The 26,732-nt window shown below is 35.4% G+C and carries 24 protein-coding genes, 2 tRNA genes and 2 pseudogenes; 3 read left to right on the top strand and 25 right to left on the bottom strand.

Features of this window, described 5'->3' with window-relative positions; translation table 11 throughout:
• Nucleotides 1-7 precede the first annotated feature (7 nt).
• Nucleotides 8-2,578, bottom strand: coding sequence for a diguanylate cyclase (locus tag MKX65_RS05445; RefSeq protein WP_160548949.1), 2,571 nt, complete (start codon nucleotides 2,576-2,578; stop codon nucleotides 8-10).
• Between the two features lie 182 nt (nucleotides 2,579-2,760).
• On the opposite strand from MKX65_RS05445, the gene MKX65_RS05440 reads away from it, so the two are divergent.
• The gene (locus tag MKX65_RS05440; protein WP_160548950.1) at nucleotides 2,761-3,549 is read left to right on the top strand and encodes a Cof-type HAD-IIB family hydrolase; all 789 of its coding nucleotides are present in this window, start codon (nucleotides 2,761-2,763) and stop codon (nucleotides 3,547-3,549) included.
• Between the two features lie 42 nt (nucleotides 3,550-3,591).
• Here the strand turns inward: MKX65_RS05440 and MKX65_RS27060 are convergent.
• The 8 genes and pseudogenes from MKX65_RS27060 to queG all read right to left on the bottom strand — a co-directional run.
• Nucleotides 3,592-3,705, bottom strand: a pseudogene (locus MKX65_RS27060) (hypothetical protein); the annotation flags it as partial.
• A 134-nt stretch (nucleotides 3,706-3,839) separates the two neighbouring features.
• Complete coding sequence (yhbH, locus tag MKX65_RS05435; RefSeq protein ID WP_160548951.1) at nucleotides 3,840-5,009, bottom strand: sporulation protein YhbH; 1,170 nt, start codon at nucleotides 5,007-5,009, stop codon at nucleotides 3,840-3,842.
• A gap of 659 nt (nucleotides 5,010-5,668) precedes the next feature.
• Nucleotides 5,669-5,899 carry a hypothetical protein gene (locus tag MKX65_RS05430; RefSeq protein ID WP_160548952.1) on the bottom strand — a complete coding sequence of 77 codons (231 nt, stop codon included), beginning with the start codon at nucleotides 5,897-5,899 and terminating at the stop codon, nucleotides 5,669-5,671.
• Between the two features lie 85 nt (nucleotides 5,900-5,984).
• Nucleotides 5,985-7,880 (bottom strand): PrkA family serine protein kinase, encoded by a 1,896-nt coding sequence (locus tag MKX65_RS05425; protein WP_340902717.1) that lies wholly within the window; start codon nucleotides 7,878-7,880, stop codon nucleotides 5,985-5,987.
• 346 nt (nucleotides 7,881-8,226) lie between these two features.
• Complete coding sequence (nfsA, locus tag MKX65_RS05420; RefSeq protein WP_340902716.1) at nucleotides 8,227-8,970, bottom strand: oxygen-insensitive NADPH nitroreductase; 744 nt, start codon at nucleotides 8,968-8,970, stop codon at nucleotides 8,227-8,229.
• 49 nt (nucleotides 8,971-9,019) lie between these two features.
• Nucleotides 9,020-9,496 (bottom strand): tRNA (uridine(34)/cytosine(34)/5-carboxymethylaminomethyluridine(34)-2'-O)-methyltransferase TrmL, encoded by a 477-nt coding sequence (gene trmL, locus MKX65_RS05415; protein ID WP_160548954.1) that lies wholly within the window; start codon nucleotides 9,494-9,496, stop codon nucleotides 9,020-9,022.
• Nucleotides 9,497-9,561: 65 nt separating this feature from the next.
• Entirely contained in the window at nucleotides 9,562-10,431 is an 870-nt protein-coding gene (locus MKX65_RS05410; RefSeq protein ID WP_340902714.1) for an amidase domain-containing protein, read from the bottom strand.
• Between the two features lie 66 nt (nucleotides 10,432-10,497).
• A complete protein-coding gene (gene queG / locus MKX65_RS05405) occupies nucleotides 10,498-11,628 on the bottom strand; it encodes a tRNA epoxyqueuosine(34) reductase QueG (protein WP_340902713.1) in 1,131 nt (376 codons plus the stop codon).
• An 87-nt stretch (nucleotides 11,629-11,715) separates the two neighbouring features.
• Here queG and MKX65_RS05400 point away from each other — a divergent pair, with 87 nt between their 5' ends.
• Nucleotides 11,716-12,384: a B3/B4 domain-containing protein gene (locus MKX65_RS05400; protein WP_340902712.1), complete on the top strand. Its 669-nt coding sequence runs from the start codon at nucleotides 11,716-11,718 to the stop codon at nucleotides 12,382-12,384.
• A gap of 84 nt (nucleotides 12,385-12,468) precedes the next feature.
• Here the strand turns inward: MKX65_RS05400 and MKX65_RS05395 are convergent, their stop codons facing one another.
• Nucleotides 12,469-13,659 (bottom strand): MFS transporter, encoded by a 1,191-nt coding sequence (locus MKX65_RS05395; RefSeq protein ID WP_160548958.1) that lies wholly within the window; start codon nucleotides 13,657-13,659, stop codon nucleotides 12,469-12,471.
• Nucleotides 13,660-13,825: 166 nt separating this feature from the next.
• On the opposite strand from MKX65_RS05395, the gene MKX65_RS05390 reads away from it, so the two are divergent.
• Nucleotides 13,826-14,191 carry a winged helix-turn-helix transcriptional regulator gene (locus MKX65_RS05390; RefSeq protein WP_160548959.1) on the top strand — a complete coding sequence of 122 codons (366 nt, stop codon included), beginning with the start codon at nucleotides 13,826-13,828 and terminating at the stop codon, nucleotides 14,189-14,191.
• Between the two features lie 84 nt (nucleotides 14,192-14,275).
• Here the strand turns inward: MKX65_RS05390 and MKX65_RS05385 are convergent.
• The 15 genes and pseudogenes from MKX65_RS05385 to MKX65_RS05310 form a co-directional block, all read right to left on the bottom strand.
• Nucleotides 14,276-14,349 (bottom strand) — tRNA-Gly (locus tag MKX65_RS05385).
• A gap of 419 nt (nucleotides 14,350-14,768) precedes the next feature.
• Nucleotides 14,769-15,336, bottom strand: a pseudogene (locus tag MKX65_RS27055) (peptidase dimerization domain-containing protein); the annotation flags it as partial.
• A gap of 108 nt (nucleotides 15,337-15,444) precedes the next feature.
• Entirely contained in the window at nucleotides 15,445-15,813 is a 369-nt protein-coding gene (locus MKX65_RS05370; RefSeq protein WP_340902711.1) for a hypothetical protein, read from the bottom strand.
• 53 nt (nucleotides 15,814-15,866) lie between these two features.
• The gene (locus tag MKX65_RS05365) at nucleotides 15,867-16,298 is read right to left on the bottom strand and encodes a hypothetical protein (RefSeq protein WP_251629276.1); all 432 of its coding nucleotides are present in this window, start codon (nucleotides 16,296-16,298) and stop codon (nucleotides 15,867-15,869) included.
• 5 nt (nucleotides 16,299-16,303) lie between these two features.
• A complete protein-coding gene (locus tag MKX65_RS05360) occupies nucleotides 16,304-16,834 on the bottom strand; it encodes a hypothetical protein (protein ID WP_340902708.1) in 531 nt (176 codons plus the stop codon).
• A 164-nt stretch (nucleotides 16,835-16,998) separates the two neighbouring features.
• Nucleotides 16,999-18,678, bottom strand: coding sequence for an SWIM zinc finger family protein (locus tag MKX65_RS05355; protein ID WP_340902707.1), 1,680 nt, complete (start codon nucleotides 18,676-18,678; stop codon nucleotides 16,999-17,001).
• 476 nt (nucleotides 18,679-19,154) lie between these two features.
• Complete coding sequence (locus MKX65_RS05350) at nucleotides 19,155-19,520, bottom strand: hypothetical protein (RefSeq protein WP_340902706.1); 366 nt, start codon at nucleotides 19,518-19,520, stop codon at nucleotides 19,155-19,157.
• Complete coding sequence (locus MKX65_RS05345; RefSeq protein ID WP_340906163.1) at nucleotides 19,486-19,797, bottom strand: UPF0175 family protein; 312 nt, start codon at nucleotides 19,795-19,797, stop codon at nucleotides 19,486-19,488. Before MKX65_RS05345 ends, MKX65_RS05350 begins: the two co-directional genes overlap by 35 nt.
• 1,026 nt (nucleotides 19,798-20,823) lie before the next feature.
• Nucleotides 20,824-21,999 (bottom strand): hypothetical protein, encoded by a 1,176-nt coding sequence (locus MKX65_RS05340; RefSeq protein WP_340902705.1) that lies wholly within the window; start codon nucleotides 21,997-21,999, stop codon nucleotides 20,824-20,826.
• A 539-nt stretch (nucleotides 22,000-22,538) separates the two neighbouring features.
• Nucleotides 22,539-23,144 (bottom strand): zinc ribbon domain-containing protein, encoded by a 606-nt coding sequence (locus MKX65_RS05335; protein WP_340902704.1) that lies wholly within the window; start codon nucleotides 23,142-23,144, stop codon nucleotides 22,539-22,541.
• A 51-nt stretch (nucleotides 23,145-23,195) separates the two neighbouring features.
• Nucleotides 23,196-23,606: a hypothetical protein gene (locus MKX65_RS05330; protein ID WP_340902703.1), complete on the bottom strand. Its 411-nt coding sequence runs from the start codon at nucleotides 23,604-23,606 to the stop codon at nucleotides 23,196-23,198.
• A 181-nt stretch (nucleotides 23,607-23,787) separates the two neighbouring features.
• Complete coding sequence (locus MKX65_RS05325; protein ID WP_340902702.1) at nucleotides 23,788-24,372, bottom strand: recombinase family protein; 585 nt, start codon at nucleotides 24,370-24,372, stop codon at nucleotides 23,788-23,790.
• Nucleotides 24,373-24,605: 233 nt separating this feature from the next.
• Nucleotides 24,606-25,457, bottom strand: a complete 852-nt coding sequence (locus MKX65_RS05320; RefSeq protein ID WP_098799371.1) for an alpha/beta fold hydrolase — start codon at nucleotides 25,455-25,457, stop codon at nucleotides 24,606-24,608.
• Between the two features lie 68 nt (nucleotides 25,458-25,525).
• Nucleotides 25,526-26,500: a tyrosine-type recombinase/integrase gene (locus MKX65_RS05315; RefSeq protein ID WP_098799372.1), complete on the bottom strand. Its 975-nt coding sequence runs from the start codon at nucleotides 26,498-26,500 to the stop codon at nucleotides 25,526-25,528.
• 147 nt (nucleotides 26,501-26,647) lie between these two features.
• A tRNA-Leu gene (locus MKX65_RS05310) sits at nucleotides 26,648-26,729 on the bottom strand.
• Nucleotides 26,730-26,732 lie beyond the last annotated feature (3 nt).

Raw genomic sequence — 26,732 nt, 5'->3', positions numbered from 1 at the left:
CTTTGATTTAGCCGGACAATTTCCTTACTTGTTGTTCTGGGATACTTGTTTTCATTGCTCTTAAAAACGCCTGAACAAGCTCTGGATCATACAATAAATTCATTTGACTGTGAATTTCAAACAATGCTTTTTCAGTTGGTATCCCTTTTTTGTATACCCGTTCTTCTGTCATCGCAGAGAAAGAGTCGACGATTCCTAGTAAACGAGCGTTCAATGGAATTTCCTTTTCTTTTAGTCTATGTGGATAACCAGAGCCATTCCATCTTTCATGATGATAAAGGACTCCTTCTAAAATTTCCTTTTTAAATGGGAATTCTCCATGTCTTTGCAATTTTTCTGCACCTAAGATTGGATGCTGTTTAATAATAGTATATTCCTCTTCTGTTAGTCGGCTAGCTTTCCTAAGAATACTTTGCGGAATATCTAATTTCCCAATATCATGGAGCAAGGCTGTTAAATAGAGCTTTTCTCGTTCCTTCTCACTGACACCTAACTCTTTAGCAAGTAATATTGCATAATGAGCCACTCGATTAGAATGCTCCCACGTGTGAGTATCCTCTGAATGCAATAAATTGATATATTCCTGGACAGGATCTTTTACTACAACCCTTTCCATTATTCTCTCATTCACATCAATTGTGCTTGTTTTTTCTTCTGTATATGATTCTACTCGGTTCCTACCATTTCTCTTAGCGATATATAGTGCTTTATCAGCATTCTCTAACAGTTTTTTTGCCGAAGCGTCTTCTGAAGGTATGATCGATGCAACTCCAAGACTAGCAGTAATCATTGGAGATACCTTAGATTTTTCATGCTCGATTTGTAAAGAAAGAATTCCTTTTCTAATCTCCTCAGCAATAGAGGTTGCCTCAAGTAATCCAGTATCAGGTAGTAATATTACAAATTCTTCTCCCCCATATCTTGCACCAAAATCCGATGATCGTGGCAACTCACGAACCATCAACCTAGCAACCTTTTTCAAGCAGTCATCTCCCTGTTGATGACCGTAATGATCATTATAAAGCTTAAAGTGATCAACATCTAATAAAATGGCAGACAATGATGTTTGTGCGATAAATCCTTTGTCCCACTCAAAAGCAATACGTTCGTCAAATGAACGTCGATTATTTATCCCTGTCAATCCATCAACAGAAGATAGTTTTAGTAACAAGTCATTGGCTTCAACAAGTTTCTGTTCAGCCAGTTTTCGCTTCGTAATATTACTTTGAATCGTAACAAATTGATGGATTTCTCCTGCTTCATCCACTAGCGGGACAATCACAGCATTAACCCAATAATAACTTCCATTTTTTGATTTATTACGTAACTCTCCACGCCAAACTTCTTTTCTATTTAACGTTTCCCACATGGTTTGATAAAAACTTTGCAGATGATAACCAGAGTTTAGAAATTGCTGTGGCTTTCCTATTAGCTCATCCTTTGTGTAACCTGAAATGCTACAAAATAAATCATTAACTTTTAAGATCACTCCCTTTGGGTCAGTAACCATGACAACAACAGATTCATCCATTGCAAATTTAATATCTTCTAACTCTTTTAGAGTTTTGCTAAGTATTTGTTCGGACTTATGCCGTTCTGTAATATCTGTCATTGTTCCAAAGGTACCTAACAAGTTCCCATCACTGTCGTAGGAAAATGAAATATTTAACTCCATCCAAAGTACTTCATGTTTTTTGTTGTAAAATTTAATTTCCATCCGTGTCCGGGCTTGTTTCTCAGCAATTAACTTACTAATTTTTCTGATGTTATTTGTTCTTTCCTCTGGTACTACATAATAAAAATAGTGTTTGTTTAAACTATCCTCCACCTTAAAAAAGGTTAACTCCTCCCAGGCAGCATTAAGAAAAACAATCTTTCCCTCTCGATTCGTTTGGAAAATTACCTCTTTTACACTTTCTACTACTGTTTGAAATTTTTGTTTGGTTAGTGACAGCTCACTCTGTCTCAGAAGAATTTCTTCATGCTGTTCGGAAAGAATTTGATTCTTCCGTTCAAGCTCAGTAAATGCATTTCTTGATCGATGCACATGTAAGATTAAGTAAATGGTAAATGAACCTGTTACTATACTTAGCACAGCAAAAACCCAAAAGGGTGTTGAATCCTGCTCCGCATATCTAGAATAATCGAAGAAGTAGCTTAAAACGGTCACTAAAGTAATAGAGAACATCCATCTGTTCCATATATTATTAATCTTTCTATTAAGAATAGGAAGAAAAAAACAGCACCCCATTAAAAAATATACTGAGGGCTCAGTGATAATTGCCCATCCTAAGTTTATAGACAAGCCCCCCAAAAAAATGGTCATCGCACCGATTAGAGATCCACCACCACCGAATAATACAATGATGAGAAAAGGTAGATGATATAAAGATAAATCCACTTCCTGCACTCCAGGCACAAACATCCATAGAAGTAAAGAAAATGCACCTGCCAATCCACCTGCAAGCATTTTATAAGGAATGGAAGAATTCAGTGTAAGATTGTTTTTACTTAATTGGGCTGCAATAAAAAAGTACGCTACTACCATTACTCCATCGAGAATTATGTGATAAGGCATATGCTGTTCCTCCTAAAAGTCAAACAAGACTTACTATTTATATCGGAGATTTCTGTTGGTTTTTGATGTTTTTTGTCGAAAAAGATGAATTATTTCGTTCATTTCCCCCTTTGCCACGGTACTTTGCTATAATGTAAGATACTCAAAAACATGAAGAAGTCTAATCATAAGGAGCTTACTAAATGACTAAATACAGAGTTGTTTTTCTAGACATTGACGGAACCATTTTACGACCAGATGACTCCATTGAGGATACAACTAAGAAAGCAATCAGGCAGTTGAAAGATCAAGACATTGAAGTAATACTTGCCACGGGAAGGCCACTTCATGAAATAACGGATCTCGGGGAAGAATTAAACATTCATTCATATATAGCCTATAATGGTGCCTATGCTATTTATAAAGGCAGAGAAATCTTTAAAGAAAATATGCAAATAGAGGATGTGAATTCCTTTTTACATATTGCAGAAACACACAAACATGATCTGGTTATTTACACTCATAATAAGAACTATTTCCTTGATCAAGAAACCAAGAGAGTTAAAGATTTTCAAAAAGCCTTTCATCTGAGAAAGAACGACCAATATCATCAATCCATTCAAAAGGACGTACTCGGAATAACCATCATTACCTCCGACGAAGAGGGCGATATACCTTATCAATCAATTGAAGGTATACACTATGCAAAGGTGAATGTTCCAGGTTTCACCACTTGTTACGATGTTATCCGTGACCATGTAAATAAAGGAGTAGCGGTCAAAGCTGTGATTGAACATCTAGGCTTTCAAACTGAACAGGCCATTGCATTTGGAGATGGGATGAATGATAAAGAAATGCTCTCGAATGTAGGTGAAGGTTTTGCTATGGGAAGTGGAAATCCGGAGCTTTTTTCATACGCGAAGCATGTTACAACTGGTGTTGATGATTCAGGTATTTTTAATGGTTTGAAATCATTAGGTTTAGTGAAATAATGTCAAAAGGAAAGCTCCTGCTAGAGAGCTTTCCTTCTTTTTCTACTCTAAATCTTCGCCATTGCTGGCAATGACTTTTTTATACCAATCAAAGCTTTTCTTTCTATAGCGTTCGTTTGAGCCTTTTCCTTCGCTGTCTCGGTCAACATAAATAAATAAATCATTACCGTTTTTTTAGCTCTCGATGAAAATGTTCAGATTGGTTGTTGAAATATTAATTTCCTTAAAAGGGTATGTAGCACAATGTTTTAGAAAAGAGCCTCAATAAAAAACCAGCCACATGGCTGGTTTTAAGCAAATTGTTTATTTTCTTCTTTCTTGAAGAAGCTTTTCATCGCATGGAACACGTCTGATTTCTGTTTGAGGATATAGTATCTGAAGTCTTCATGTTTGATGTTTTTATACGCGGACATTAGGGTCGAGTGGCGGTTGTATTGATTTACTTCTCCGTATCCAAACATATTCGACACTTTCATTAATTCTTCTACCAACTTCACACAACGTGCATTGTCAGAAGTTAAATTATCACCATCTGAAAAATGGAATGGGTAGATATTATATTTTGCAGGATCGTATTTTGTTTCAATAAGTTCGAGTGATTTACGGTATGCTGATGAACAAATGGTTCCTCCGCTTTCTCCTTTAGAAAAGAAATCCTCCTCGGAAACCACCTTTGCCTCTGTATGATGGGCAATAAACTCAATATCTACTGTTTCGTACTTGGTTCGTAAAAACCTTGTCATCCAGAAGAAAAAGCTTCGAGCCATATATTTTTCCCAAAGACCCATTGATCCACTTGTATCCATCATTGCTAACACAACAGCCTTAGAATCTGGCTTAATAATTTCATTCCAGGTCTTAAATTTTAAATCTTCTCTATAAATAGGATGAAAGCTGGCCTTGCCTGTCATTGCATTTCTCTTGTAAGCGGTCATCATTGTTCTTTTCTTATCAATGTTCCCCATCAAACCTGTTTTACGGATATCATTAAATTCAATGTCCTCTACAACGTTCTCGGATTTTTCCTTCTTTTTTAAATTTGGCAGCTCCAACTCCTTAAATAGAGCTTCCTCAATGTCCATTAAAGACACTTCTGCTTCAAAATAGTCTTCTCCTGCCTGATCTCCTGCTCCTTGCCCTTTTCCAGGTCCCTTTTGATTTGCGGATCCATCTCTAGCTACGACATCACCAACTTTGCTTTCTCCATCTCCTTGGCCTACATGTTTGTTTTTATCATAATTATAACGAATTTTGTATTCATCCAGTGAGCGAATCGGTATTTTCACCACTTCCCGACCATTGGACATAACAATATTTTCCTCTGTCACTAGGTCTGGTAAATTGTTTCGAATCGCTTCCTGAACTTTCTCCTGATGCCTCTGTTGGTCGTCATAGCCTTTTCGGTGGAGGGACCAGTCTTCTTGGGAAATCACAAATTGATGGTTATTTACATCTGCCATAGTTTTAACCCTCCTAATTTTTTTGTCACCATTTTCACAAAACGCTCATACAATATCCCGAGTGTAAATTTGAGTGGGAAATGTTGATTACTCTATCATATGCAAGAGGACGCAATAATTTACAAATAATTTTGACAATGAGACATTTGCCCATAATGATGGACAAGCCTTTTTATTGCTATTCAAGTACATTAGAGGCTCTCATCATTTCAAAAATACACTGTAAGATGATCTGACGGATTATATAATCAGTTCACCTAATTCCCAATGTAAAACTTACTTCTATAAATATTATTTCGAAAAAGAAAATATGTTTGTCTTTAATGGGAAAAGAAAAAGAGCTATATTAACTAGCTCAATTTTTTGGCGCATTACACCCATCGGCTGGAAGTTCAGGTTAAGTACCCGAGCTGATAAATAGACGGAGAAATTCCGTTTAATTAGTAATCCAGATTAAAAAGAGCTTGAATAGGCGGAGAGATTCCGCCTATTGGCTCGAAAACTTCGAAAAGAGGGGTTTTTGCTTTATATAAGCGGAAAATCTCCTCTTATTTACCCCGAAATAAGCCCCATTCTGCATCTAACCGAAAAATCTCCGCTTATTCTACTTGTGCTGGTTACTTATTAATAGGGATAAGTATTTTCTCCAGCCGTATGATCTAAAATTTTGCATCTAATAAACGATGCTTACTTTTTACTTTTTCTATCTTTTCTTTTGTTTGGTTTGATTTCGTTTCCTGCTGTGGATCAGGAATTTTATTATCCTTTTTTAACTCATCATTTGTTTTCATTTGTTCGACTTCTTTTCCAAGGTTCTTCATTTCTTTCATATCCTCAGCCATGGAACTGTTTTGTGCAACATCGTTTTTGGCCTTTTGATTTGTTTTCATGATCATCACCTCTGTTAATCTATACCCGGGATGGACAAGCGGTAAACCAAACAAGGACTGGCAACTTTCGCCAGCCCTCCTTTTATTAACGGTTTAACAAGCTACCAACGTAACGAAGTAGTTCGTTTGCAGAGGTAGAATTATAGCCGTGCTCGTCAATCAATCTTGCTACTACTTCATTAACCTTTTTCAGCTGCTGCTCATCTGGAGTCTTAGTGGAGGTTGTAATTTTCACAACATCCTTTAAGTCTGCAAACAGCTTCTTCTGAATCGCTTCACGTAGACGATCGTGCGAATTGTAGTCAAAACGCTTGCCCTTTCTTGCATAGGCAGAAATACGAATTAAGATTTCTTCGCGGAATGCTTTTTTCGCATTTTCGGAAATACCAATCTGTTCTTCAATGGAGCGCATCAGCTTCTCATCTGGGTTAATTTCTTCACCAGTTAATGGGTCTCGAAGCTTCGCCTTATTGCAGTATGCCTCAACATTATCCAAGTAATTATCCATCAGCGTTTTTGCAGACTCTTCATACGAGTATACAAATGCTTTTTGCACTTCTTTTTTCGCAATATCGTCATACTCCTTACGAGCAAGTGAAATATAATTCAAATATTTCTCCTTTAACTCTGGAGTAATGGATGCATGTTGATCTAAGCCCTCTTTTAAGGAACGAAGAACATCTAGTGCATTAATAGACGACATTTCTTTTCTTATAATTGTAGAAGAAATACGATTGATCACATAACGAGGATCAATTCCACTCATTCCTTCATCCGCATATTCCTTCTTCAACTCATCAACATCAGCGCTTGAGAAACCTTCAACATTCTCCCCATCATAAAGTCGCATTTTTTTCACTAAATCAATGTCACCTTTTTTCGGTTCCTTCAATCGAGTTAAGATGGTAAACATAGCAGCAACTCGTAAAGTATGCGGAGCAATGTGAACATGTGATACATCACTTTCACCAATCATTTTCGCGTAGATTTTCTCTTCCTGGCTTACCTTTAAGTTATAAGGTACTGGCATAACGATAATACGTGAGTGTAATGCTTCGTTTTTCTTATTTGAAATAAACGAGCGATACTCCGTTTCATTCGTATGAGCCACAATTAATTCATCTGCGGAAATGAGTGCAAATCGACCTGCTTTGAAATTCCCCTCTTGTGTAAGAGAAAGTAAGTGCCATAAGAACTTTTCATCACATTTTAACATTTCCTGGAACTCCATCATACCTCGATTAGCTTTATTTAATTCTCCATCGAATCGATAAGCCCTCGGATCGGATTCTGATCCGTATTCAGCAATGGTTGAAAAGTCGATACTACCTGTTAAATCAGCAATATCCTGTGACTTTGGATCGGAAGGACTGAATGTTCCAATCCCCACACGCTTATCTTCTGAGAAGAAAACACGTTCGATAATGACATCTTCAATTCGACCGCCATACTCCTGTTCGACTCTCATTGTATTTAATGGAGACAAATTCCCTTCAATTCGAATACCATATTCATCGTAAAAATCTTTTCTTAAATGGTGCGGAATGAGATGTAATGGGTCTTCATGCATTGGACAGCCTTTTATCGCAAAAACAGCGCCTCGTTCTGAATGCGAATATGCTTCTAATCCACGCTTTAGCATCGTGACTAGAGTGGATTTTCCGCCACTAACTGGTCCCATAAGCAAAAGAATTCTCTTTCTAACATCTAAACGTTTGGCAGACGGGTGAAAATACTCCTCGACTAGTCTCTCTAGCGACTCCTCTAAACCAAATAACTGGTTACTGAAAAATTCATATTTTTTACTCGTCCCGTCTTTTTCAATTCCAGCATCTTTGATCATATTATAAACGCGAGAATGTGCCGACTGTGCTACCCATGGACTTTCCTTCACAATTTCTAAATACTCTGCAAACGTACCTTCCCACTTTAACTTTTCCTCTTCTTGTCTATACATTTCAATCTTTTTTAAGATATCCATAAGGACCTCCCCTGTTTGAATGATCAGAGACGATTAATATAATCTATGCACCCATATAGATGAACATGCCTAATGAGGGAAGACTAATGTTGTCCTTTTTTAGAAACACTTTAGAAACTTGGCTAAAAAATATCTCATCAATTATTCACACTATGTTTGAAATAGGCTATAATAAGCCTATATGTAAACGTAATCTTTTGCAGAGGAGGCTACATACATGGGATTGCTACTTATTTTAGGTGTTATGGTTGCATTTCTAGCTGCAATTTTTACTGCAGGATACGATGATAAGCCAGGTGTAAATAAGTAAGAAAAAAGCTGCCGATTTTGTTGGCAGCTTTTTTTCTTATTGTTTATTGAATTTTTGTCCCTGTACATAATCCTTCATATACATTCTTGATTTCTTCTCAAGCATTTTGGCCATTTGTTCAGTCCACGTGTCCGTACGTTTTCCAGCCGTTCTTTCCATATAATAGTTAGATATTACATTGTTATAGCTTGTAAGTTCCTCTTCATAATGATCCGTATGGTATTGCTCTTCATGATACACATGTGAAAGTGGCAATCGTGGCTTCTTATCTGTAATTTTTTTAGGATAACCGACTGCTAAACCAAATAGAGGAATCACCCGCTCAGGTATATTCAGTAATTTTCCCACTTCGTTTAGATTATTTCTTATGCCACCAATATAACAGATTCCAAGCCCTAAAGATTCTGCTGCTAAACTTGCATTTTGAGCAGCTAATGAAGCATCAATTAGAGCAACCATAAATTTTTCCGTGCTTTCAATGGAAGGAATCACATCTCTTCCTTCCATTTTTCCAATGTATTCATGACGGTATAAGTCCGCACAAAAAACAAAAAAGTGACCATTTTCCTCCACATAGGTTTGATTTCCTGCAAGCTCTGCTAACTTTTTCTTTTTTTCACGATCGGTTACACCAATGATGCTATATGCTTGTATGTAACTAGAAGTAGATGCTGCTTGAGCACTTTCCACAATGATCTCAATCTGTTCACGAGTTAATGGCTTGTCCTCAAAGTTCCTGATTGACCGATGATTTAATATCGTTTCAATGATTGTATTCACTTGTTTTTCCTCCTTTTAAAAAGGCCGTTCTATAATAGAACGGTCCCTTTTATGTTAGGTGTAAATAGTTTTGCTGTCTTAATGCCTCATACACTAAAATAGCTGCCGTGTTTGATAAATTTAATGAGCGTACATGCTCATCATTCATAGGAATTCTTAACGCACGGTCAAGGTTTTTCTCTCTCACCTCTTGTGGCAATCCTGTTGTTTCACGCCCAAAGATGAAATAGTATTCTTTTCCTGAATCGCTGTAATCAAATGAAGTATAGTTTTTCTTACCAAACTTCGTTAAGTAGAAAAATTCCCCACCTTCATTCTTTTCATAAAATTCATCCAATGAATCATAGTAATGAATGGTTACCGCATCCCAATAATCTAACCCCGCACGCTTTAATTGTTTATCATCTGTTGAAAAACCAAGCGGTCGAATCAAATGTAGTGTTGTATCTGTTGCAGCACATGTACGAGCGATGTTCCCTGTATTAGCAGGAATTTGTGGTTGAAATAGTACGATATGGTTTGGCATGGTGTCACCTCTGTAGTTAACTGTCAGTGGATATTATACCACTACTCTTTACTCAGAGCCAAAGCTCATACATCGTCAACAACTTGCAAAAAGATATATTTGATATTTGGTGTATATGCGGTAGAATCTGTATACGCCCAATATCTTTTTCTACTATTCGTTGTATGTGCGTTCACAAGCGGCATTCCGTCTGCATCCTTTGCTGTTACAATGGTCGTATGATTAAATCGTCCATCTCCCTCAAAGTCATAGCATATAATATCACCTAACTTCAATTCTTCTGGTCGATTCACTTCAACTGCCCGCAATCCTACCCTTGCATTCGGTAAATACCACCGGAAGGAATGAGCAACTGTCCAGCTGTATGTCCAACTATTGTTTTGCATCCACCAGCCCTTGGAACGGTTAGGATACCCTGTCATCGGTGCCCCTCCAGCACGAAGACATTGGGATATATAGTTCGTACAGTCGTTCGTAAACTTACTAAATCGCGGATTATAGCTATTCCACCATGTTTCCGCATATTTCACAGCACTTAAACGGTCGTAAGCAAATTTTACTCGTTCATCAAATACATCATTAATACTTGCTTCTGCTTTTTCTACTGTAAAGTCTGGAGCAATCTCCTCATCATCAACCAATGTTCCTTTATAAAATTCAGCTTTTCTTTCCTCTATTTCTTCCTCTATATATAATGTTCCCTTATGGTTAATCAAGTACTGAAAGTGAACCTGGTAATAAACGTAAGCGATATCTGCTACCTGTTCTATGTTCTGTATCTTGCCGCTAGCTTTGGCTTTAACAATTTCACCTTTTCTTTCCTCTAACCCTTGTTTCTTCATCTTTATTTTCTCGCATTCCTCGTTAATATCTCGTGTATTTGTTACACATTGCTTGACCCTTTTCTCGAGTAACACTTGAAGCTGTTTTCTCACCTTTTTCACTCCCTTCAAGTAAACATATGAAGAAGTTGAAAAAAAAATGAGAGTAACGAAGTACTCTCACTGAATGAATGATAATCCTTTATTGATTTCGTCAAGAACCTCTTGGTCCTCTTCTTTTTGCTTTGCATTATTTAAGGCATCCGCTGCCACTAACCCACCAATTTTCCCTAGAGCCCAAGCAGCCGTTCCTCTTAACACTGGCCTTGGATCTTTTTTCATGACTTGGATTAAATCCTCAACAGCTGTCTCATCCTTGTAATGAGCAAGTGCGATAATGGCATTTCTCTGAATGGGCTTTTTCCCACGCCAAGAGCCCGATACATGTCCGAACTTTTCTTTAAACTCCCGATTACTCATGAAAAGTAAAGGACGTAAAAGGGGTTTTGCAATCTCTGGATCAGGTTCCATTTCTTCATGAAAATGAAAATCCTTTCCTTTATTTTTAGGACAGACTGTCTGACATGTGTCACAACCGTACAATCGATTTCCAATCTTTCCTCGAAATTCGTCTGGAAGAAATCCTTTTGTTTGTGTTAAAAAGGCAATACATTTGTGTGAATTTAGTTGTCCGCCTTGAACAAGTGCTCCTGTTGGACAAGCATCTACACATTTATTGCAGTCTCCACACCCATTTTCAATCGGCTGATCTGGTTCAAACGGGAGATTTGTAATCATTTCCCCTAGGTAGACGTAGGAGCCAAACTCAGGAGTAATAATAGCACAGTTCTTCCCACTCCAGCCAATCCCTGCACGTTCAGCTACGGCTCTATCAGCAAGCTCTCCTGTATCCACCATTGATTTTACAAGAGCACCTGGAACTCTAGAATGGATATAATCCTCAAGTTTTTTTAACCGATCACGAAGGACTGTATGATAATCCGTTCCCCAAGAAGCTCGACAAAAGATACCTCTTCTCTCTCCCTTTCTGCTTTCCACTCTTATCTTCATTTTTGATGGATAGGCTAGTGCTATGGAGATAATAGAAGCAGCCTCTGGTAAAAGTAAAGAGGGCTCGACTCTTTTATTAATATCGGGCTCCTCAAAACCCGACTGATACTCTAACTCTTGTTGCCTTACAAGTCGGTTTCGTAACTCAGAGAACGATGATGCTGATGTAAATCCAATTTTATCAATCCCGATCGTTTTGCTATATTCAATGATATCTATTTTTAATTGATGATAATTCATGCGTCTTCACCTCGTTCCATACTTACAAATACGAATTCACTGCATTCTATGATAAACTATTTTAAACACTTTTTGGAGGTGGAAAGTTTGGAAATAACGATTTCTCCTGAGATTCTGTCACTTGTCCCGGGTTTTAAAATAGGCGTCATCACATATAAAGATATTGATGTTGGATCCTCCCCCCAAATGCTAAAAGGTAGATTGCAACTTTTTCAAGAATCATTATTCTTCGACTTAGAGGAGAAGCAACTATCTGACCTTAAGGGAATTAGTGAGTGGAGGTCTATTTTTAAGAAAACTGGAAAGGACCCTAATCGCTATCGTCATTCAGCTGAAGCTTTATACAGACGTGTCAAAAAACAAAATTACATACAAAGTATTAACAGTGCCACAGATTTAAATAACTTCCTCTCATTGAAGTATGAGATTCCTTTAGGTATCTATGACACTAGTCAGCTTAGTGAGGACATTATGATTAGATTGGGAGCGGAGGATGAAGTATACGAGGGGCTTAATGGCCGTAGTAATTCTCTTTACCAGCTAATCATTTCCGCCGATAAAAAAGGCGGGTTCGGCAGTCCGTACGTTGATTCTGTGAGATCAGCAGTGACAGAATCAACTAGAAATGCACTCCACCTGATTTATTTACGTCCGTCCATAACAATGGATGAAGGACAACTTTTGACACAATCCATTATGAACATGTTTATACAAATTCATGGTGGGGTCGGGGAATGTCGGGTGATAGGTGAGTAAACAGAACAGGAACTCCCCTGTAATTAGCAGGGGAGTTGTTTTTAAAGTAGTCGTTTCTTGTAAATGTTTATTAAACATCAATTATTAGTCCTCGATTAGATCTTTTTTTTCTAGAATTAGGCTTACGCCTGTTAAAATTACAGCTCCAAAGACCATTACCGAACCAATCCATGCGGTATGAATCAATCCCATCTCTTCGGTTAGGATTCCGCCAACATAAGAACCAACGGCTATCCCTGCATTAAAAGCAGCAATATTTATCGCTGATGCCACATCTACTGCCCCAGGAACGAAGCGTTCTGCAAGCATAACTACATATACTTGAAGGCCTGGAACGTTCATAAAGGCAAAGAGCCCCATGAAAATAATCGTGAGTATTCCAATCACTTTGAACGGAGCAGTAAAGCTTAATATGAGGAGAATCACTGCCTGAATGAGAAACATATAAAATAAAGACTTGAGCGGCTTATGATTTGCTAGTCGACCACCTATCACATTTCCAATCGCAATGGCAATCCCATATACGAGTAAAACGACAGCGACTAATTCCTCTTTAATACCTGTAATGCTTTGAAGCAAGGGAGTTAAATACGTAAATACTACAAATGTTCCCCCATATCCTAATGCCGTAATAATAAACATTAATAACAAACGACCATTTCTAACTAGTTTAAGTTGATCATGGAATGTTGTTTTTTGCCCTCTAGGTAGTTCGCTCGGAACGAGAATGCTATTGGCAATCAGAGCTATTATTCCGACAATGACAATAGCAACAAATGCTGATCGCCATCCGACCTGTTGACCAATAAAGGTACCTATAGGAACTCCGGTGATCGTTGCAACCGTAAGCCCTGTAAACATAATAGAAATCGCACTAGCACGACGGTTTTCTGGAACTAGGCTCGCTGCAATGGTAGAACCAATTGACATAAATACACCATGGGAAAATGCTGATATTACTCTTGCTGCAAGTAAAACACCTATTGATGTTGCAGAAGCTGCTAGACTATTGCCGATGATAAAAATGAGCATAATCCAAAGCAGCAGCTTCTTTTTCGACATACTCGATGTAATCGAAGTTAAAACTGGCGCACCTACCGTGACTCCTAGTGCATATAAGGAGACTGTTAGGCCAGCCATTGTTACAGATATTTGTAAATCCTTTGCAATGAGAGGAAGCAACCCAACACTAATAAATTCGGTTGTCCCAATTGCAAAAGCACTAATTGCTAAAGCTAATAAAGCAAATGTACTTCTCTTCCTATCTATATTCATTTCATTTCCTCCTATTTATTTCCGTTGAATGATTCCTTGGTGTATTTCATCAACAAATGCTATTATGATTCATAGAGTTCTAATTGGGAAGAACGCACTTTAAAGTGATATAGGCACCTATTAGTAAGGTAGGTACTTTTTAGTACCTTTAGAAAGGAGTATGAAAATGGAGAAAAAGAGGTACAACATTGCTGTGGAAGCAACATTAGAAGTAATTGGGGGGAAATGGAAGTGTGTCATTTTATGCCACCTTACACATGGAAAAAAGCGAACGAATGAATTGAAGAAATTAATGCCAAATATAACTCAAAAAATGTTAACACAGCAATTACGAGAGTTAGAGGACGACGGAGTGATCAACCGTATTAGTTATAATCAGGTTCCCCCTAAAGTGGAATATGAACTTAGTGAGTATGGAAAAAGCCTGCAATCTATTTTAGATTCGTTGTGCGCATGGGGAGAATCTCATATTACAAAAGTGTATGGAGATAAACATGATGTGTTAGAGGAAAGTATTTTAAATCAAAAATAGCAACAAATTCCCTCGTAAATATGAGGGAATTAAAAAACGCAGTACATCGTTTTTATAAACGGCATACTGCGTTGCTTATATGTATGGAGCGGGTGATGAGAATCGAACTCACGACATCAGCTTGGAAGGCTGAGGTTTTACCATTAAACTACACCCGCAAATATGTGATTCCTATTTGGTACTTTTATATAATACAAAGATTCCTGAAAAAAATCAAGTATTTTGTCGAACTTTTTTTCTTGTAAGTGTTTATCATATTTACCTGGTTGTTCTTGAGTTTTGAAAAAGAAAGGATGTTTAATAATCAATGAGGAAAAGCAATCCATTCAGACTTATTCCCTAAAAGAAAAGGCAGGATCATTCCTTCAGCAAATAACAGGGTGAGAGAAATACTTGCTGATTGGCAGATGGGGAAATAACCGATGAATCATCTTCGGCAACTGATACCGACTTAAAAAAGAAGCACCCTACCTGGCTTACTGGCGCTCCTTTCAGTAGTATTTTTCGTATAAGTTCTTTACCTTTATAGATACTATGAATAATAACTAAACTTGATAGAATGGAACAAATTATGTTTTTAGAAATAAGACTTTTCACTAACCGTAAATTGTTGAATAATTTCTCTATTAGGTTCATAACCAATTCCACACTTTTCTGGAACGGTGATTTTTCCATTTTCAACGACAACTTCCGGGTCAATAATGTCTTTCTCCCAATAACGGGAAGAAGCAGCTGTGTCACCAGGCAGTATGAAATTCGATAAGGTTGTTAACGCATTAACTTGTGCAGCTGCTACGGTCGCTCTTGTCTCTAGTGTTATCGTAACACCGTGCAGCTTTTGCAACTGATTCCGAGATTTCATTGATCTTTTCTATAAGTTCTTTCATGACTTCGTTTGTTTGTGCCCGCAGGTCGATGTTAAAGTTCGCATTTCCGGGAATAATGTTTCCAGAATCACTACCAGCGTGGAACTTTGTCATTTTAGCGGTATATGGAATCATCGGATCCAAATGGATGCCTTTTATGGCTTGAATGAAAGATGAACCCACTTCTATAGCATTCTGGCCAAGATGAGGACGTGCTCCATGTGCATCCACACCAATAATTTTTCCATCCAAAAAGGCTGCTGCACCATAATAAAGGGCAGGCACTGAAGAAGACGGTAGAAGAGATTTTGATAATGTTATTGATAAAATCGAGTTTTTATGAAAGAACCACCTTAAGTAACATGTTACTATATAATTAAATATGCTTTAAAAGCGCTCCCTTTGACGGAGTGCCTGGTATTTTTCATGTAATTTATCTAGGAAGTTATTTAGTGGTTGTAGACTGTGGCGAACTGCAACCTTTTTTATCTCTTGATTTTTCTCTCTGTATAACACCAAAGATATTAGAAGTGCAGCATACTTTCCAAAACTCTCTACTATATCCAAGGCTATTTTCACTTCATCTTGTTGCCATTCAGATAAGTGTTCATAGTCCTCACTATCTTCAGCAATTAATAGAGCCTCTTGTGAGATATGGACGATTTCACCAGTATCTAGATTAAGAAATGATCGGTTATCATCCGATTGCATTTCCATTCCCTCTACTATATCTTCAAGCTTCACCCTCATAGACATTTATCGCTTCTAAAAAATAGTTTCGATTAAATCCTTCATTCTAATTTTCTTATCTAACATTTTGAATTCCAATATTCCACAAAAGCTTGATAACCTTTTTCAGTTATAAAATATGGAATCAACTGCTCTCCCTTTAGCTTATATGAATAAATGGAGGGTTTACCCAACCGAAATGCTTTTTCTATTCTGTGATTGCCATCTATGATAGAAAATATTCCAGGACGGATTTCAGCTTGGACTATAATACTATCTATATTAACTGTAGGTAAATGGTCTTCATTTAAAGATGAATGATGTCCATGCCACTTAAACCATTCATTAATATCTACGTATTCTTTATCAACAACTAGTTTCCCACAATGAATGTCTTCCAATATTCTAGATATATTAAAATGAAATACTCCATTTCGAAATATTTCATCGTTTTCCTTAGCAGGACAAGGAACATATAATTTCTTTAGACGAATTTTTCTTGATTGAGTCATCAATTCTATCCCCTTCCAACTATCAAGAACTCCTTCAAATGATGAATCGATGATATTACTTCAAGAAACTGTCTGCGTTTCTTTGAAATTTCTACATACTCCTCGTATATCAATTCTTCATAATCAAAACTTTGGTTGCTATCAATTGTATCGTAGTATTTTTTGTATAAAACGTCCATTACAGCTTCATTCTTTTGTAGTTTTTCTGATACAAGGAATTTTTGCTCCTTGTCTCCCTGATACACATAGATTTCTGAGCTAAGTTCATCTCCTCCTCCCATAATATACCGGGAAAGTTGATATTCAAATAAAAAGTAACTTTCATGCTCCATATAAATAATCATACAGTTTCTAACAGCTTTAGATAAACGATGAAAATCCCGATCATAATCGGAATTTGACTTAGTATTTATTACTATACCTGCTTTTTTACACTCTTTACAAAGATGTTCACGGTGACCTCTACCACTAAATTTTTCATTAGGCAGAAAGTCCCCACATCCTTTGCAGAAATGGCCTCGTTTCTTACTTCTCACTCATAAAACTCCCCATTAATATTGTCCCTTGGCACTCTGCAGACTGCCTTTTCGATTCATTCGTTTGCGCCGCGGTCCCAAATTCTTGTTCTTATTTTCCTTCTTCTTCCCCATTACTAATAACCTCAAATCTTTATTCACTATTGCAGCATTGTTCAAACAGATTATCTTTTTCTAGCAAAAGCGAAACTCACTTTTTCCAGTTCATCTATAAATGCCGGACGCCTTTTATTTTTTAGTTTTAGCTCATCAATGATGTCAGTTGGCTGTCCTAGACTACAAGCCTTTCTATATTGTTTTATTATGGAAGCAACGCTTTGATATTGCTTCCGATTAGAAGCAGCTTCTGCTTCCTTTCGGATATATTCAATAAAAAGATTGTTCACCTCATAAGGGTATCTTTCTTCTAAATAGGGATAAAGTTCTGTGATCGTGCATGCCTTGGCTTTACAATATTCAAGAATATGCTCCGTTAAATTTTCTTCTTTTATAATAGAAAGGTATGTGTAAGAACGATTCTTTTGGCTTTGGAACCAGGCAATTATATTTTTTAATTTTACTTGCCATTCATCCGGTGAGTAAAGTCCTTTTAATTCTGCATAATAGTTAAAATCGTCGTGTTGTAAAAACTCTAGTGCTAGTCTTTTTTGTTTATCAATGTCACCCATCAGTTTATACGCTTGATAACGATATTCTTTAAACTTTTTAACAGATCCATTCCACTGGTTTGCTGCCTCTCTTTCCCCATCTAATGCAAGCTGAATGGCTTTGTTATATTCTCCTTTTTGCATTGCTTTTGTAATTGCCTGTTCACGAAAATAGGGGTGAACAATATTTTCTTCAATAAATCGTTCCGCTTTTTCATCCTCATCAAAATTTTCAATTATCTTTAGCTGAAGTTTTTTCAATTCAATTATTTCATAACTCGAACGCCAAGAATCTGTAGATACGGTTTTCATCATTCTTGATAACCGGTCTTCTAATGTTCTGCGCAATTCCTCTGCTGCACAAAAGTGCACACATACCCTTAATAAATCAATACGCCACTCACACCAATCGTCATATCTTTCGTTCATAGCTTCTTTAATCAGCGTCTCAAAAAGCTCTGCTTTTTCATGTAATGGGAATTCATCTATTCCCTCACAAATAGCCCGATCAATCGTTTCAATACTCCAAGATATGACCATTCCAATTGAACCACTTGAATCATCTGCGTATTCTAACATTTCAACCGCATTCGCTAAGACGGTTATTCCTAATAAAACAGCTGTTTTGTAATTTCCTTCATCCGCTTTCGTTCGGGCTTTTTCCAAGACCATATCAGCCCCCTCAAGGGCGTAATCAACATGATTCCATTCGATATAGCCCTTTCTACTAGCTCGACGTATATATTCTTTAATTAATCGATCACTCGATAAAAGTTCATTTTCACTTTTTGAATAGATAAATAATAGCCTTTTTTCAATATCCTGGCGTTCATCCGCAATTTCAAGAAGGATACGTATAAGTTCCTCTTTATCTAGACTTTGTAGCAGTGAGGGCAAGTCCTGCTTTATTTCCCCTGGTATAGGAACACCCTTCTGCTCGCGAATAGCAAAAAGGACTGCTGCCATATGTTTGCATAGTTGATCGTAGTCGTAAGGACAGTCGCACGTAATTTCAGTAACATCCTCATTCTCACTTATAACCACATGTACATTATACATTTCCGTACCGTCGACGCTTGCGACGTAATGATGTCCATCATCTGTTTCAAGACTAGTAATCAATTTACTGTGATAATAATCCAGGCCACGCCCAAGAATATGCTCCTGAAAGTAATTTTCAAAATTTGATAAATGCATCTCATTACACCCCTAGTGAAGATTTATTTCGTTTTTTTCAAACTCATTGAATCATCGTTTATCATTAAAGAGTTCACAGGCACCAAAGTACCCATGTAATTAAGGAACCGTGGGAAGAGATGAGAAAAGACAATTGATACCTATGAAAATTTACAGGCTTATTTGAAGTTAAGATCATTGTGGTTTATGATATATGAAGGTTCGTATGCACGAACATCGACGTCAGCATCAGTTATTCGCGGTGCTGGTGGCTAATTTAATACTTGCAAGAAATAAGTAACTCACATTACTTTGCGGCCAGGTTATGTTACTTTTTTATAAGTAGATAGAAGTTTTAAGTCGCTTTGTAATAGTCTTATTATAATAATTGGTTACTCTAAGCGTAACTGTTCACAAACTTAACTTCCTGAATTTATATTTACAACAAAATAAGCCCAGTTAACTTTAGCTGGACCATGATAACAGTTATTTGAATTTCACCAGTAAATTATATGCTGCTGACATTTCCTTGCAGAATTTTCATCAATAATAACAATACTCACACCTAGTTCCTTTGCTCCAACGATTACTTCTAGCTCTCCTCTATGCAAACGTCCATAAGACTTTACTACAAAACCTTGATCTTTTACTTCATGGACTTTTATTAACCCCTTAGCCACAGCATCTCTTAATTCTTGTTTCCCGATTGCTTGTTCACTACCTTGTTTCACAACTTCATTATAAACTTCTTGTGGAATATAGATATCAAACAGTTCCCACAGAAGATCAAGACGACCAATGATAGATAGCCCAATAATAGGACTAGTATTACAAATCGCTTTTATCTTGTTTTCCTTTACCATCTTCTTTTAGAATAAAATCAATCGTTTCATCATCTTGCTTTTTATTTTCCTCTGTATACTCTGCCCAATGAATATTATGATTAATTAAGATTTGAATAAAATCTGATATGCTTTTACCACCCAGTTCAGCTGCTCGTGCAAGTGTTATTTTTCTCGCAGTAAACAAATACAAGGCTAGTGATATATTAACATCTTCATCAATTGAATTTACATGTGCCCCTTTTAGAAAAGGTAAGAATTCAGGATTAATTCCAACTTTTGCTTTTGATTCATCCATAGCCAATGGTACATTCCTCCCTTGAACTCCTTCTATCATTATATTATAACAATTAATGAATACTAACAGAAGAAATCTATTCGTAAAAGTCATAAAGTTACAAAAAAAAACAATTAACCATGTTCAAAATAAGACCCATTTAGTTGAAATAACATCTCCGAATTGTATTTCAGGTCGGATTTCAGCTTGGACTAAAATACTATCTATATTAGATAGACGATGAAAATCCCGATCATAATTGGAATTTGACTTAGTATTTCTTACTATACCTGCTTTTTTACACTCTTTACAAAGATGTTCACGGTTACCTCTACCGCTAAATTTTTCATTAGACAGAAAAACCCCACATCCTTTGCAGAAATGGCCTTGTTTCCTACTTTTCACTCATAAAACTGCCCATTAATAGTTATTCAAACCTTACCTAATTATATTTTATCACCTTCGTAAAACCCATACGCTATTAAGCATTACTAATTTTTCTTGTGTAAAATTTATGTAAAATGATTTAAAAACCTACCTTAGTCAGCCGTCTTTCCACAAAACAAAAAACACTCACAAACATTGATATATCAACATTTGTAAGTGTTTTATCGTTTGTAAAACGAACTCGTTTTCACCTAAAGATACCGGTGGTCGGGGTCGAACCGACACTCCAGAGGAACACGATTTTGAGTCGTGCTTGAACGTCTGAACCCTTGAACCATTGGTATTATGCTATTTATCAACTTTTTCTTAAAATCGTGTCATACGACCTGTCAATTTATATTCCTATTATATCAAAACTAGCAAGAAAAACACACGGTAAAATACTGTTAATAAAGAGTATTTTCTCATGTTTCATACGGTACTGTTTTTAACTTTGATTGCAGGAGTGGAAGTGCTATAACACTTTAATAAAACTAACTTGCTTTATTTGGTTATAAGCACCCCGATTGCTCCTTGAATTACTTTGTGTTTGAAATGCTTGAGTAACGTTATATATGTTTTTTATGTTTGTATAAAAGGTTAATCAAAAATTCCAAAACCCTATAAATTGCTTTTGTATTCTTCTTTGTCTAAAACATCCTGAATGGTTTTTAGCGATTCCTTATAGTTGGTAGCATATGTTTTACCGAATTTTTCTTGTTTAATACCATCATTCAATAGTTCATCTATAAGAATGGAATCATACGCTGAAAATGTTCCTTTTAAAACTTCTGACTTCTTTTTACCACCAACTATCTTATGAAGTTTATGATTATCTTTAACTCTGACAACATCATTAAAGAATGAATTTTCTCTTGCCACGGCTTTTTGATATGCAAATGCTAAATGTTCCTTTTTGAAATCAGTCACAAGTGCATCTTTCATATAGTTCTGAATCTCTTTATCTGTTGCAATTAAATTAATGTAAACAGCATCATAAACATACTCATATCCAAGTGATTGCAAATACTTGTATTCATCTTCTTTATAAGCTAATACAGATAAGTTTTTAGGTTTATATCTAATGTCTGTAGCTATAACCTCATGTTTTTCACGTAACCTTTTTAACATTTTATCAATCTTAGCCACTTCACCAACAATTATTGGATTATGGATTTCCCTTCCATGCTGATCCAAACTGACAGCATTTACAACATCCATGTGTCTTATGATTCCTTTTTCTTTCATGTCTTTCAATACTGATTCTATATGTTTCCTAATTCTTTGTGTTTCTTTATTAACTGCATCCCAAAACATCACATATCCATATTTTTTATATTTCTCGTCAAGATTTCCATAATATGCTTTCTGCTCATCAAATGTAATTTTTTCAGAAGCAATAAATAATATATCACTCATGACTTCTAAATCATGGGCAAGCACCCTATAAGTTGTCGATGGTTTTCTATTAGGATTTTTCAAATAAATCAAGATTAAATTTTGAAGAATTTCTTTATATGGCATTTGGTCTTGACCACAATTAGAATAGTTTTGTAATTGTTTCCTATCAATTACTTCATCTCTTTTACCTTCTAGTCTATACCAATTTTTCTTATCAATCTTCACAACTTCAACAATATGCCATTTCTGTTTGGCAGTAGTAATAGTTGAATCCTTATGCCCACCTAACTTTTTATATTTTACAAAGTATTCCTTACATTTTTCTGTTCCAAACATTTCTACAAATTCTGCAACCGTTACAATCATTTCATCAATATAGTTTGTCATTGTTTTCAATTACCCTTTCTCATTTCATTTAGGATAGGAACTCGGATAGTATAAAAGAATTATATATTAATACCCAAGTTTCTATCCTAAGACTATCCCCTAAAAATCAATCAACATCTAAGTATGTTCAGCGACTTTGGTACTTTGGTCGCAACAATGCGAAATCTGCGACAGCAGTTTTGCATTGCTTGTCAAAGTACAAGACCAACCATTTATTATGTATGTATGTATTTTGATAAATAACCTTAACTTTAAGACATTCCCTCACCTCCCAAACAAACAGATTGATACTAAAAATATCAATCTGTCAACTAATTACTCTTATATTATAACATTTTTTTGTGGGTTTGTCGAATTTTCCTCTTACGATATTATTGACTTTTAAAACAAAATGTGATAATGAAAAATCGCTCTATAAAGGACATTTTTCAATTGGTCATAAAATTATTGACCCGATCAAAAGTATCTCTTTAGAGCGATTTTTATTTATTATTGATAAAAGAAGAATTTTAAGCAGGAAAAAGTTGTATCGTTAGACTATATTAATATTATTGTGACAAATCATTTGTTAAAACAGAACTTTCCTTTGCTTTTTTTAATTCCCTAGAAACAATATTAAAAATAACTAAGTTGATTACAGTTATTATTAAACTTACAAACGAGCAAAATGTAAATACGTCACCACTATTGAATAATTTATCGACTGAATCCTCATAATTTATGTACAAAGATGCAAGTGAAGTAAAAAATAGAATTACTGATATTTGAATCTTTAATTTTGAATCATATCCGTGATTACTAATTAATATGAAATTTAATAATCCAAAATACAAAAAGGCAAAGAGCAGTAACGGTATAATGGATATATCAGCAAAAGCATCTCCATACATCACACTAGATATAACAAAAAAACATATAAAAAAATATACTGAAAACATAATTAATTTGTTTGTGTTTTTTAACCTTCCAAAATAGGAATCTAAATTATTTATTATCTTATAATAACCCTCATCTGTAATAACTTTCCTTTTCGAAAAGTCATTTTCACTTTTTTTAATCACTTTAGAATTGGAATTATGACTATTTTTTTCTCCACATTTAGGACAAAATGAAAAATCATCCTTTAATTCTCCCCCACATTTAGAACAATACATTTCTACAATCCCCCTTTGATTATATGAATTATTCTGATTTAAGGTTGTTATTTAATCATTTACAATATCTAATGCATTATCAATTTTTTCATCTGCCTCACTGATAAGGTCTGTATTAATTGTTTGACCATCCTTCACTTCTTCTAAAGCATCTTTATATAATTCCATTGCTTCTACATAAAGCTGATGTGCTTGTTTTGATTTTTTATCATTTGGTACTTCTTGATAAATACCCTCGTAAATTCTTATATCAAGTTCCATTATTCTATATTCACTCACACCATTTTCTTCTAAACTACTCCATTTTTTGTAAAGTTCAAAGCTATGTAAATTCATCCACTCTTTATACGATTTTATTTCTGATTGTCTATGGAAAAATCCCACAAAAATAAATAGTGCCAATAATATTGTTCCAATTAAAACTGCTTTCTTTTTCGTCATACTTTCTTTTAATTTTCTCATATTTCTTGCATCTCCCCTTTTAAAATAAAGTACCGTATATGCCTAAGATGTTTAAGAATATTCTCAATAAATCCCACTATTAAAAAACGGTAGTTTTAACTTGTAATAATTAACCAATACCTTGTTACCATTATCCTATAAATTTCAGATAAATAACAACATAATATTTTTAACGAAGGGGTCAATAAATGTTAGATTTTTCATATTCCCCCATTAACTTGTACAATGTTGTTCTACTTACGCCTAATTCATCTGCAAACTGTGTCTTATTGATTTCACGTGACATAAATTTCTCATATAATCCCTTGAATTTCTCGTCTATTTCAATTGACTTTCTTCCCTTATATTTGCCCTTTGCCTTTGCAATTGCAATGCCTTCACGTTGTCGTTCTAACATATTCATTCTTTCAAATTCGTTTATTGCCCCTAACATTGTAAGCATTAGTTTTCCTTGTGGCGTTGATGTGTTTATATTTTCTTTTAAAGAAACTAACGTAACGTTCTTTTTCTGCATTAGCTCAACCAATTCAAGTAAATCCCTTGTACTCCTAGCAAGTCGTGAAAAGTCATTGATGATAACTGTATCACCTTCACGCATATAATCGAGCATGGCTTGTAATTGTGGTCTTTTCGTGTCTTTTCCACTTACCTTCTCAATGAACCATTTGTCAATGCTGGCTCTTTCTTCAATTGCTTTTACCTGTCTTTGTTCATTTTGTTCGACTGTTGATACCCTGACATAACTTAAAAATTTTCCTTTGCTCATTTTGAACGCCCCTTATTTGTTGTTATGTATATTTTACCAATATGTTCATTTAAAATCTATAACTTAATATACATTTTGTTCAGTAATTAGATTGACAACTTTATTTGGACATAAATAAGGAGCAATAATATTGTTCATTTAGGTCATGGTCTATTTTAACAAGTATAAAAACCTACATATCTTTGATAAAAAGAAAAGACCACAATGTGGTCAATGATTATCGTATATTCAGGTCAAATACCCTTAGCAAAAAATTGGTTAGTAATCTTAATCATTTCATTAGGTTTTTCCAAAACAGTCCAATGTCCACACTCTGCAATTTCCACTAATTCTGCATGAGGAATATAATCTAACAACAATTTTTTTATAAGATTAGGAGTTAGAATATCATGGCTACCTTGTGCAATTAAAATGGGAATATTTTTAATCACATCTAATTGCTCGGTAAGGTCATAATTATCCAAAATATCTTTACTTATTGAATCATTGACGCTTGTATTTATAGAAATTTTATCTTTTTGCATTAATGCTTCTTCTGAATACACATAATATTTATCTAAAATAGCGAGAATCTCCTCAATATTTGAATCACCGTTTTTAAGTCTATTCTCTAAAGAAGAAAGGCTTATTTTATCTTCTTTTGACAACCTTTTTTCTAATTCTTCCTCAAAGGTTTTAAAACCTTCTGCTGTTACACCTATTGATGCAGTAAGGAGTATCTTATTTACTCTTTCTGGATAAGAAGTTGCGTATAGTAGTGCCAACATAGAACCCCATGATTCTCCGAAAAGGTTTATTTTCTCTAATTTTAATTCTTTGCGTAATAATTCCAATGTGTGAACTTCATCTTCCATAGAATATTGATTATTTAAGGCTGTATTTGATTCTCCACATCCTCTTTGGTCATAAAAAACTAACTTAAAGTTACAAGATAGTGGAAGCACATGTGGAAGAAAAAAGCGATGCTCACTTCCAGGTCCTCCGTGCAAGAAAACAATAGGTTCTCCTTCCCCAATAATTTTGGTATGTACACTTTGACCATCTTCATTAATTAAGTTTACTATCTCAATATTTTGATTAGACATTTATTTCCCCCCTAAAGAAGTTCATCATTTACTTATTCTTCAATATTAATTTTTTTCCTTCCTTCACTCTACATTCTTACTTTTAGATTGACTAAGGGTGAAAACGTTCTGTGTTTATCCATTACATCATCACTAAACAGATTGACATATACTCGTACCATTTCCATACTCGTATGTCCTAATATTTGTTGTAATTCAAATATGCCTGCACCATTCTTTACGCTCAATTTTGCAAATGTATGCCTAAAAGTATGGCAGGAGCATCGAACCCCTTTTATATCTGCTTGTTTCCCGTAAAATGTCACCCTGTTCTGGAATTGCCTTTTAGACATCTTGTCACCATCAAGCGTAACAAACAAAGCATCTGTTTCCATTACTCCACGTATTTGAATATACTTCTGTAATTGATTTTTCATTTTTGCTTGAATAGGCACGATCCGCTCTTTATATGTCTTTGTATTCCTAATATGAAGTTTAGATTCGTTCCATAAAATATCTTGAACACATACACCTTCTAATTCGCTCACACGGATGCCTGTTTCAAGCAGTAATAGCATAAAAGTGTAATCCCTCACACCAACAAAAGAACGCAAATTCGGCTGATTAAAGAGCATTTGTAGTTGTTCATGTGAAAAGGTTTCAACTACTTTTCTACGGTCTTTTAGTAGTTTGATGTCACTTAATGGATTTTCTTTAATGTGTCGTTCACGATGCAAAAAATTAAAAAATGCTCTGATGGCTCTTAAACGTGTGTTAATGCTTACTGTTTGTAATCCTTTTTCTTTCATGTGCAGGATTATACTTTTTATTTGTTCTTTCGTTATGTTGGTAGGAGCAGGGTTAAACTCTTTTTCCATAAGCATCTTGTAAAAAACCGATAATTCATTTCTGTAATATTGGATTGTTTGTGGTCTAAGATTTCTTATTTCACAATCATCAACAAATAATGAAAGAGCCGTTTGGAAATCAATCTCCTTTATCATTTTTGATGTGTTAATAACGGATAATTCCTCAATAGATAACTCGTTTGTACGCCTTGCCATATTAATTCCTCCTTGTTTATGACAGGGTATGCACACGATTTTATGAACACGATATTTTTCTAAGAATCGTATTGGAGATAAATAAAAAACGTTCCTTACAAAGTGTAAGAAACGTTGATTTCACTGCATTGATAGGCAGTGTCATGATACCGGTGGTCGGGGTCGAACCGACACTCCAGAAGGAACACGATTTTGAGTCGTGCGCGTCTGCCAATTCCGCCACACCGGCATA

The sequence above is a fragment of the Robertmurraya sp. FSL R5-0851 genome (genome assembly GCF_038002965.1).
GTDB classification, from domain to species: domain Bacteria; phylum Bacillota; class Bacilli; order Bacillales; family Cytobacillaceae; genus Robertmurraya_A; species Robertmurraya_A beringensis.
Note: the sequence above shows the minus strand (reverse complement) of the source record. Positions and strands in the feature narration are given on the sequence as shown.

Bases quoted from the DNA above. Each gene is read 5' to 3' on its own strand.
- MKX65_RS05445 (WP_160548949.1), bottom strand. From the start codon at position 2,578: ATGCCTTATCACATAATTCTCGATGGAGTAATGGTAGTAGCGTACTTT.
- MKX65_RS05440 (WP_160548950.1), top strand. From the start codon at position 2,761: ATGACTAAATACAGAGTTGTTTTTCTAGACATTGACGGAACCATTTTA.
- yhbH (WP_160548951.1), bottom strand. From the start codon at position 5,009: ATGGCAGATGTAAATAACCATCAATTTGTGATTTCCCAAGAAGACTGG.
- MKX65_RS05430 (WP_160548952.1), bottom strand. From the start codon at position 5,899: ATGAAAACAAATCAAAAGGCCAAAAACGATGTTGCACAAAACAGTTCC.
- MKX65_RS05425 (WP_340902717.1), bottom strand. From the start codon at position 7,880: ATGGATATCTTAAAAAAGATTGAAATGTATAGACAAGAAGAGGAAAAG.
- trmL (WP_160548954.1), bottom strand. From the start codon at position 9,496: ATGCCAAACCATATCGTACTATTTCAACCACAAATTCCTGCTAATACA.
- queG (WP_340902713.1), bottom strand. From the start codon at position 11,628: ATGAATTATCATCAATTAAAAATAGATATCATTGAATATAGCAAAACG.
- MKX65_RS05395 (WP_160548958.1), bottom strand. From the start codon at position 13,659: ATGAATATAGATAGGAAGAGAAGTACATTTGCTTTATTAGCTTTAGCA.
- MKX65_RS05390 (WP_160548959.1), top strand. From the start codon at position 13,826: ATGGAGAAAAAGAGGTACAACATTGCTGTGGAAGCAACATTAGAAGTA.
- MKX65_RS05370 (WP_340902711.1), bottom strand. From the start codon at position 15,813: ATGTCTATGAGGGTGAAGCTTGAAGATATAGTAGAGGGAATGGAAATG.
- MKX65_RS05365 (WP_251629276.1), bottom strand. From the start codon at position 16,298: ATGACTCAATCAAGAAAAATTCGTCTAAAGAAATTATATGTTCCTTGT.
- MKX65_RS05355 (WP_340902707.1), bottom strand. From the start codon at position 18,678: ATGCATTTATCAAATTTTGAAAATTACTTTCAGGAGCATATTCTTGGG.
- MKX65_RS05350 (WP_340902706.1), bottom strand. From the start codon at position 19,520: ATGGTAAAGGAAAACAAGATAAAAGCGATTTGTAATACTAGTCCTATT.
- MKX65_RS05345 (WP_340906163.1), bottom strand. From the start codon at position 19,797: ATGGATGAATCAAAAGCAAAAGTTGGAATTAATCCTGAATTCTTACCT.
- MKX65_RS05335 (WP_340902704.1), bottom strand. From the start codon at position 23,144: ATGTATTGTTCTAAATGTGGGGGAGAATTAAAGGATGATTTTTCATTT.
- MKX65_RS05330 (WP_340902703.1), bottom strand. From the start codon at position 23,606: ATGAGAAAATTAAAAGAAAGTATGACGAAAAAGAAAGCAGTTTTAATT.
- MKX65_RS05325 (WP_340902702.1), bottom strand. From the start codon at position 24,372: ATGAGCAAAGGAAAATTTTTAAGTTATGTCAGGGTATCAACAGTCGAA.
- MKX65_RS05320 (WP_098799371.1), bottom strand. From the start codon at position 25,457: ATGTCTAATCAAAATATTGAGATAGTAAACTTAATTAATGAAGATGGT.
- MKX65_RS05315 (WP_098799372.1), bottom strand. From the start codon at position 26,500: ATGGCAAGGCGTACAAACGAGTTATCTATTGAGGAATTATCCGTTATT.